2 rRNA genes (1 of these 2 only partly in view) are annotated in these 2,500 nt (G+C 44.4%); both read left to right on the top strand.

From position 1 onward, the window contains the following. A 23S ribosomal RNA gene (locus MKY15_RS07430) occupies window positions 1–922 on the top strand; it begins 2,010 nt to the left of the window's first position. An 80-nt stretch (window positions 923–1,002) separates the two neighbouring features. Then, a 5S ribosomal RNA gene (gene rrf, locus MKY15_RS07425) occupies window positions 1,003–1,118 on the top strand. Window positions 1,119–2,500 lie beyond the last annotated feature (1,382 nt).

The following is a 2,500-nucleotide window of genomic DNA, read 5'->3' as shown; positions in this document are numbered from 1 at the left end:
ACGATCTGGGCACTGTCTCAACGAGAGACTCGGTGAAATTATAATACCTGTGAAGATGCAGGTTACCCGCGACAGGACGGAAAGACCCCGTGGAGCTTTACTGTAACCTGATATTGAATTCCGGTGCAGCCTGTACAGGATAGGTAGGAGCCTTGGATTCCGGAGCGCTAGCTTCGGATGAGGCGTTGGTGGGATACTACCCTGGCTGTATTGGACTTCTAACCCATGCCCCTTATCGGGGCAGGAGACAGTGTCAGGCGGGCAGTTTGACTGGGGCGGTCGCCTCCTAAAGAGTAACGGAGGCGCCCAAAGGTTCCCTCAGAATGGTTGGACATCATTCGTAGAGTGCAAAGGCATAAGGGAGCTTGACTGCGAGACCTACAAGTCGAGCAGGGTCGAAAGACGGGCTTAGTGATCCGGTGGTTCCGCATGGAAGGGCCATCGCTCAACGGATAAAAGCTACCCCGGGGATAACAGGCTTATCTCCCCCAAGAGTCCACATCGACGGGGAGGTTTGGCACCTCGATGTCGGCTCATCGCATCCTGGGGCTGTAGTCGGTCCCAAGGGTTGGGCTGTTCGCCCATTAAAGCGGTACGCGAGCTGGGTTCAGAACGTCGTGAGACAGTTCGGTCCCTATCCGTCGCGGGCGCAGGAAATTTGAGAGGAGCTGTCCTTAGTACGAGAGGACCGGGATGGACATACCTCTGGTGTACCAGTTGTCTTGCCAAAGGCATCGCTGGGTAGCTATGTATGGACGGGATAAATGCTGAAAGCATCTAAGCATGAAGCCCCCCTCGAGATGAGATTTCCCATTACGCAAGTAAGTAAGATCCCTCAAAGAAGATGAGGTTGATAGGTCTGGGGTGGAAGCACGGCGACGTGTGGAGCTGACGGATACTAATCGATCGAGGACTTAACCAATTTTGAAAAGGGCTTGATTACCCTGATTCGTGTAGCACAATGTCTGTTTTATTCAGTTTTGAGCGAACAAGCTCAAAGAGTCTGGTGACGATTGCGAAGAGGTCACACCCGTTCCCATCCCGAACACGGAAGTTAAGCTCTTCAGCGCCGATGGTAGTTGGGGGTTTCCCCCTGCGAGAGTAGGACGTCGCCGGTCTCATTGAAAGGTCATTACCTTATAGGTAGTGGCTTTTTTTGTGTTTATTTTTAGGATCTATAATAAATATTAATGCATCCATACAACTTTATGGTTCGAGCGCTTAACCGTTCTCTTCTGTAAACGTCGTGGTTATGCTTGCGGGTGTGGAAATAGTAATGACGAGCATGAATCCAAGCTTTAAAGTACGGTTGAACAGTCGTTAGAACGCCTTTTGATTATCGCGCATTACTTCCATTAATGTCGCTATACTTACTGAGAAATTGATATAGTATGACTGAATGTACAAAAAGAATTAAATGAGCAACGTACTATATATGTTGAACTAATGATTCTATATAATCTCCAGCAAAGGCGCCTCAAGGGGCAGCCGAAGCAATAAGACTGACAGCGGTTTTCTTTCTGGCTTATTGCGGGAGGCATCCCCTAGCGCCGAACGTTGTTGAGTGGATTCTTTATATCAACACATATAGATAAGCGAAGTGTAACGCGTATGGTATTAGGCGCTTGAATTACTTTAAAGCTAAAATAGTATTGAACGTTAAGAATAAAAAAGAGGTTTATTCAGGATAAAGGGGGACATGCAAATCACAACCTCATCACAACATTTGAATTAGATCCTATTTTTAAGAATGCCTTGTTTTACTTGCATTAATTCATCTGTGAAATATGAATGGCTATGCCTTAACATTCAGTGATGCCGTTTGAAGATAGGGATTGCTGATTTTAAGAGCTCACTTTAGTGGGGTATTGTTTGGATAGTTTATTTCCTCAGGCCGTGCTAAGTGTTATCAAAAAAGAATTGTAGCGCAAGCAAATTTTATACGCTCAATCCAACTATCAGAAATGTTAAACCAATAAATGCACAGCCAATGATGAAAAACTATTAAATCATCTCCTATACAATCACTCATTCGATTACTGGAAAGTACTACATGGTACATCTCATAGAATATATACATAGACCTGCACAAAGTCTTGGGCTTTTAATGAGGAGTTTATTTGTGGAGAGAATATCCAATTATCTTTATTACTATATATGTTGAATTAAAGAAACCTGTTGAAACTGCCGTGGCGCTCAATAATAAGAGAGGTGTCATTTAGGGTGTGGATTGTAGAATGCTTGGCGCTATGGTGTTCATTATCGAGAAAAATATGATTTTGAGATGTATATACAGCGATTATAATGTGATTACTTTTTGATACTAATTATATTCAAGAAAGACACACTCCAGGTTGCGGACTTCATCGCAGATAATGAAAAGCTCTTTCTCACATAGACAATCCAGCGCGAGAGGCATCCACAAAGCGTCGAAGCGGTATTAGTGGGAATCCTAATTCATTTCCAGTACAAAGGCTTTTTCAGTGGCCTCCCAAAAGCC

Source organism: Sporosarcina sp. FSL K6-1540 (assembly GCF_038620285.1).
In the GTDB taxonomy this organism is placed as follows: Bacteria; Bacillota; Bacilli; order Bacillales_A; family Planococcaceae; genus Sporosarcina; species Sporosarcina psychrophila.
The sequence above is the reverse complement of the archived record's forward strand: the minus strand, read 5'-3'. Positions and strand labels throughout refer to the sequence as shown.